This is a genomic window from Paenibacillus sp. AR247 (assembly GCF_002968895.1).
GTDB lineage: Bacteria > Bacillota > Bacilli > Paenibacillales > Paenibacillaceae > Paenibacillus_AQ > Paenibacillus_AQ favisporus.
Genome location: NZ_PCZT01000002.1, coordinates 410410 through 416778, shown reverse-complemented (window position 1 = coordinate 416778; position 6369 = coordinate 410410). Strand labels below are relative to the sequence as shown.

5 protein-coding genes and 1 pseudogene are annotated in these 6369 nt (G+C 51.4%); all 6 read left to right on the top strand.

Going from position 1 to position 6369, the window contains the following annotated elements:
- Positions 1–69: 69 nt before the first annotated feature.
- A pseudogene (locus CPT76_RS41175) lies at positions 70–816 on the top strand (sensor histidine kinase); the annotation flags it as partial.
- Positions 817–1025: 209 nt separating this feature from the next.
- Complete coding sequence (locus CPT76_RS38735; RefSeq protein ID WP_308737498.1) at positions 1026–1262, top strand: sensor histidine kinase; 237 nt, start codon at positions 1026–1028, stop codon at positions 1260–1262.
- Positions 1263–1306: 44 nt separating this feature from the next.
- On the top strand, positions 1307–2359 hold the full coding sequence (locus CPT76_RS02455) for a helix-turn-helix domain-containing protein (protein ID WP_105441818.1): 1053 nt from the start codon (positions 1307–1309) through the stop codon (positions 2357–2359).
- Between the two features lie 243 nt (positions 2360–2602).
- Positions 2603–3586, top strand: coding sequence for an ABC transporter permease (locus tag CPT76_RS02450; RefSeq protein ID WP_105441817.1), 984 nt, complete (start codon positions 2603–2605; stop codon positions 3584–3586).
- A gap of 16 nt (positions 3587–3602) precedes the next feature.
- Positions 3603–4502 (top strand): carbohydrate ABC transporter permease, encoded by a 900-nt coding sequence (locus tag CPT76_RS02445; protein WP_076170554.1) that lies wholly within the window; start codon positions 3603–3605, stop codon positions 4500–4502.
- 109 nt (positions 4503–4611) lie between these two features.
- Positions 4612–6309 carry an ABC transporter substrate-binding protein gene (locus tag CPT76_RS02440; protein ID WP_105441816.1) on the top strand — a complete coding sequence of 566 codons (1698 nt, stop codon included), beginning with the start codon at positions 4612–4614 and terminating at the stop codon, positions 6307–6309.
- Positions 6310–6369: the final 60 nt, after the last annotated feature.

Sequence of the window (6369 nt, the reverse complement as noted above, 5' to 3'; positions counted from 1 at the left end):
CTGGTGCGCCGGATCAAGTTCAAGGATTACCGAACCCCGGGAGTGCTGGTCATTACGCTCAACCAGAGCATGCTGAACTCGATCCTGAGCAAGGAAACGTTCAACACGCTCATTGCGGATGACAGCGGATACATTGTGGCCGCCAAAAATCCGCAGAACGTCGGCAAAACGCTGAAACAGCTGGATTTGAACATCGATATGCATCAAGGACAGGAACAGACGATCAGCCGGCGCGTCAACGGGGTGTCCTCTAACATTATCGTGGACAAGCTGACGCCGCAGACGAGCTTGAATGGGCTCAGCGTCGTGTCGGTCTTTTCGACCCAGGGGATTGTCCAGGACGCCAAAAAGGTCGGATGGATCGGCATGGCGCTGGTGATCGGTGTGCTGATCCTGGCACTTACGCTGATATTCGTCGTATCCAAGCTGACGACCAACCGGCTTCTGCATTTGAGCAGACAGCTGAACAAGGTGGCCCGGGGGAACTTCGATACGATTTCCTTCCTGGACGGCAATGACGAAATCGGGCAGCTCTCCCGCCAGTTCAACTATATGGTCCGTAGCATCAACGACCTGCTGAACCAGGTGTATGAGAGCAATGAGAAGAACACCAAGCTTGAGGTTGCGCAAAAAGAAATCAAGCTCAAAATGATGGCCAGCCAGATCAATCCGCACTTTTTGTTCAATGCCCTGGAATCGATCCGGATGAAGGCTCATTTGAACGGGGAGAAGGAGATCGCCAACATCGTGCGGCTGCTGGGCAAGCTGATGCGCAAAAATCTCGAAATCGGCAGTGTGAAAAAAACGCTGAAAGAGGAAATGGAAATTGTCCGCGCGTATTTGGAAATCCAGAAGTTCCGCTATGAGGACCGCTTGAGCTACGAGCTGATCCTCGAACCGGAAACCGAACGGGTGCTGCTTCCGCCGCTGATCATTCAGCCGCTGGTGGAGAACGCGATTATCCATGGCCTGGAAGGCAAGGAAGTGGACGGGATGCTGCGCGTCCGCTGCTCGATGAAGGAGATATGCTGCATGTCGAGGTTATCGATAACGGGGCCGGGATGTCGGAGGAACGCAGGCAATTCGTACTGTCGACGCTGGATGCGGAAGAGGGGGAAGGCAACCGCATCGGCTTGCGGAACATCCATCAGCGAATTAAGCTGACGTATGGAGACGACTTCGGACTGCATATTACGAGTATCCCGGGACAGGGAACCAAGATGGAATTCATGATACCAACAGGGGGANAAATGCATGTTTAACGTTTGATTGTGGATGACGAACCGATGATCCGCGAAGGTCTCAAGTGGACTGGAAGAGGTATCAGATCGTCCTGCTCGAAATCCATGGATCGGCGGACGATGCACCTTTAGCCGCCTTAAGACGAAAGCTGTCGGGCCATTTTGACGAATCGGATCGCGTCATTGTGTTTCCAGCGGGGGCATATGAAGCTTTGCTGTGGGACCGGGGGATGTCCCGGGAAGACGATGCTGCCCACTGTTACGCGGTATGGAATGCGTTGCTGCCGGATAACAAGGGCTGGTTTGCCGCCGCCGGGGGAACGGTCACCGATATTTCGCTCATTGGACAATCGTATGCGGAGGCCGCCGAGCTGCTGCACCATCGTTTTCTGTTCCATGAAGAGCGTTTGATGCTGCCCGGGGATTTGACCCTAATGGCAGAGTCATACCCGGAGAAGGCGCCGCTCGATCCAACGGGAGAAATCGAACTGTCGGATATGCTGTATTATGCGCTGGACATCCGCAGCATGGAAGCGGTCGGCCGCTTTTTTGACGAGCTGGAGGAGCGGGTTGTCGGTTTCGGGCAGGCTGAGCAGGCCGTGAAGTCGGCGGTGACCCATATTTTGACCATGGCCATCAACAAGCTGTCGGGACAGAACCAGGCATTGTATCCACTGCTGCAGGATGCGCCGCTCTTCATTACGGAGGCGTTCCGCCAGCCGACATGGGAGCAGCTGAAAGCGGTAGCGGCCGCCCATTTGAGCAGCCTGATCGAGAGGATCGGTGGCGGGAGCAAGGATGCTGTGCTGAAGCAGATGATCGATTTTATTCACCGGAACTACAAGGAGAACCTGAAGCTGGAGCTCCTGGCCCAAGTGTTTAATTACAACAGCGCTTACTTGGGGAAAATGTTCAAAAACTATACGGGCGAGAATTTCAACGCGTTCCTCGACAACGTGCGGATTGAGCATGCGAAGGAGCTGTTATACCAGGGACTCAAGGTGCATCAAGTGGCGGCATGTGTCGGATATGCGAACGTGGACTATTTTCACAGCAAATTCAAGAAATACGTCGGGGCATCCCCGTCGTCATTTCGGAAAAAGGAGCCTTCCGAGTAGTCTCTTAGCTTTCAAGATCCTGCAGGATGATTTTGGCTATACCGTCTTTCAAAAACGTTTTCGAGGCGAATTTCTCCCTGAAAATTAGATTTTTGGGGGGATTTTTGTGTAAAGTCATGTCAAATTTCGACTTTGAAAGCGTTATATCTAATTTTTATATGATTTTAGGTGAAATCCGATGGGTATTTTTATAAGCGCTTCATTTAGTAAGATTGAGTTATCAATTAGAGGAGGGGTTATTGAATGGAAGCGCTCACACCTAACACCATTCCCCGCAGCGGTCAAGATACTGCTAAAGCACCAAAGCGTAAACGAAAGCGCGGCTTCTGGAGTACGGTGCTCCAGCAAAAATATTTATATTTAATGTCGCTCCCTTTTGTCATTTGGGTGTTCGTGTTCAGTTACTTGCCGCTTTGGGGCTGGACGATGGCCTTTCAAAACTACAAACCGGCAAGGTCATTTTCCGAGCAGAAATGGGTAGGATTTAAATATTTCCACGAGCTGTTCCAAGACGACCGGTTTTATCTGGTGCTGCGGAACACGCTGGCGATGAGCTTCATGGGCCTCATTCTGGGATTCGTGGTTCCGATCTTCTTTGCGATTCTCCTTAATGAGCTGCGTGGTATGTTCTTCAAACGGTTCGTGCAGACGGTTTCTTACCTGCCGCACTTTGTATCCTGGGTCGTTGTAGCAGGCATTATTACGAAAATGCTTTCAATCGACGGCGGTGCGGTCAACCAGATTCTGATGGCGCTCCACCTCACGGACGAACCTATACAGTTCATGGCGAAGGGAAACTGGTTCTGGTACATTGTAACCGGTTCCGATGTCTGGAAGGAAACAGGCTGGAATACGATCATATATTTGGCAGCGATTACAGGGATTGACCCGGAGCTGTACGAAGCATCCCGCGTCGACGGCGCGAGCCGCTGGAGACAGATGTGGCACATTACGCTGCCAGGCATCCGCTCGACGATCTCGGTACTCCTGATTATGTCGATTGGCCACTTGATCAGCATCGGCTTCGAGAAACAATTCCTGCTCGGCAACAACCTGGTGACGGATTACTCGGAGGTTCTCGATCTGTACGCACTGAATTACGGTCTGAATATGGGCAGGTTCTCATACGGTACCGCCATCGGCATATTCAACTCTGTAGTCAGCATCATCCTGTTGTTTACGGCTAATGGCATTTTCAAAAAGGTTACGAAAGAAAGCATTATGTAGGAGGCGAGAAGTCGAGATGCCAAACAAAGCGTTTAATGCGACCCGATCCGATAAGATCTTCGATATATGCAACATCATCTTCATGGCGATCGTGCTGATCGTTACGCTGTATCCGTTTCTGAACGTGCTCGCCATATCGCTGAACGATTCCATCGATACGGTGCGTGGTGGCATCACCATCTGGCCGCGTGCGTTCACATTTGAAAACTATAAGACGATATTTGCTTATGACACTTTGCTTCAAGGCTTGAAAATTTCCATTTTGCGTACGATCGTCGGTGCTGTTCTGGGGCTGCTCAGCGCATCGATGCTGGCCTATACGCTCAGCCGGCCTGATTTTCAGGCCCGGAAGTTCGTATCGACATTCCTGGCGATGACGATGTACTTCTCCGGCGGCCTGATCCCGGGATACATCCTGATGCGGGACCTGAACCTGATCGGCACGTTCTGGGTATATGTTCTGCCGGGTCTCGTCAGTGCATTCAACGTATTTATCGTCCGTTCCTTTATCGACGGCTTGCCTTATGCCCTTCAGGAATCGGCCAAGCTGGACGGAGCCAACGATTTTACGGTATATTGGCGCATTATCCTGCCGCTTTGTAAACCGGTTCTTGCGACGATCGCGCTGTTCCTTGCCGTAGGTCAGTGGAACTCCTGGTTCGATACGTACCTGTACAACGGCAGCAACGCCACCTGGACCACCCTGCAGTACGAGCTGATGAAGGTGCTGCAGAGCACGCAACAGGGCGGCGGAGCGATCAACGCCAACGATATGGCCAAGCAAATGGCCCAGATTTCGCCGGAATCGATCAAGATGGCCATTACCATCGTCGTGACCGTGCCGATCCTGATCGTCTATCCGTTCCTGCAGAAATATTTTGTCAGCGGCATGACGCTGGGCGCGGTCAAATCGTAAAATAACGCTTTTTCAGAAGTTACATTCTTATATAGAGGTATCAGCAGGCTAGCCTGTTATACAAAATAGATAAAGAAAAAGATTAGACATCATGGGGAGGGTTTACGCAATGCCAAAGAAAGCGTTCAAGGTAACCGCGATTTCTCTGATCATCGCATCAATGCTAGCGGTTGCGGGCTGCGGCGGAGGCAAGGAGGATACCGCGGCCAAAGATACAGGCGATACGACATCGCCGATCACCTTCAGTTTTTTCGGTGCGGATGCGAGTCCAAACTGGAACAAAATGCAGGATGAAGTCGGCAAGGAAATCACTGCGAAGACAGGCGTTACGATCAACGCGGAGTATGCCGTATCCGGCGGAGGTCAGGATAAGATTTCCCTGATGGCCGCGAGCGGTGACTATCCGGACCTGATCTTCGCGAAAGGCGACGTCAACAAGCTGGTGGATGCCGGCGCGATGCTCGACCTGACCGATCTGATCGACAAGTACGCGCCAAACCTGAAGAAGGTATATGGCGGTTACATGGACCGTCTGAAGTACAGCAACGATGACCAAGCCATCTATGTGCTGCCGACCAATGCGGCGGTGAACCAGCAGTATTTTGACGCCGGCGGCGGCTTTGAAATCCAGAATGCCGTGCTGAAAGAGTTGGGCTATCCGGAAGTAAAAACCGTCAAGGATTTTGAGAATGTGCTGAAGGCTTATAAAGAGAAGCATCCAACGATTGACGGCCAGCCAACCATTCCGTTAACGCTGGATGCGGACGACTGGAGAATCATGATCACCGTAACGAACCCGGCGTTCCTCGCAACAGGAGCACCGGACGACGGCGAATATTTCATCAATCCGCAAACCTATGAGGCTCAGCTGCACTACAAGCGTCCGGAGGAAAAAGAGTACTTCCGCTGGCTGAACCATATGTACAACGAAGGCTTGCTGGATAAGGAAACGTTTGTGCAGAAGAGCGACCAGTATAAGTCCAAAATTTCGAGCGGACGCGTGCTTGGCCTGATCGACCAGGAATGGGGTTACTCCGACGCAGAGAACGCATTGAAATCTGCTGGCAAGGATGAAAGAACTTACGCTCACCTGCCGGTAACCTTGTCCGAAGAATATAAGGACCACTCCTTCCAGGACACAGGCTTTACATCCGGATGGGGCATCGGTATCACGAACAACTGTAAGGATCCGGTTCGGGCGATTAAATTCCTGGATTGGCTCGCTTCCGACGAAGGGCAAGTATTGATCAACTGGGGTATCGAAGGCAAGCACTACAATGTTGTAGATGGCAAGCGCGTCATTCCTCAAGAAATTCAGGATAAGAAAATCAAAGACGCTTCCAACTTTACGAAAACATCGGGCATCGGCCTGTACACGACTTTCTCCGCTCACTATGGTGATGGCGTGAAAGATCCATCAGGCAGCTACTATACAACGAACTTCCCGGATCAAATCGTAGCTAGCTACACGGAAGCCGAGAAAGAAACGCTGAAAGCTTACGGCGCTACGACCTGGAAGGACCTGTTCCCTTCAGAGAAGGATTTCCCGGTTAAGCCTTGGGGAGCAGCGTACAACATTTCGGTTGAAGAAGGTTCTGATTACACGGTAACGTACCAGAAAACGCAGGACATTATCCGTAAGCGTATTCCGGAAGCAATCCTGACTACGCCGGACAAATTCGATGCAGTTTATGACAACATGATCAAGGAACTGAATGCCGCCGGTGCGGAAAAAATGGAACAGCAGTACACCGAGCTGGTGAAGGACCGTGTCGAGTTGTGGGGCGGAACGACCGAAGCGAAGTAATCCGAATTTTTAAAAAAGAGTAATAAGTTCATCAGGTAGGGCCTGCTCATAGCAGTAGGT

Bases quoted from the DNA above. Each gene is read 5' to 3' on its own strand.
- CPT76_RS02450 (WP_105441817.1), top strand. From the start codon at position 2,603: ATGGAAGCGCTCACACCTAACACCATTCCCCGCAGCGGTCAAGATACT.
- CPT76_RS02440 (WP_105441816.1), top strand. From the start codon at position 4,612: ATGCCAAAGAAAGCGTTCAAGGTAACCGCGATTTCTCTGATCATCGCA.
- CPT76_RS02445 (WP_076170554.1), top strand. From the start codon at position 3,603: ATGCCAAACAAAGCGTTTAATGCGACCCGATCCGATAAGATCTTCGAT.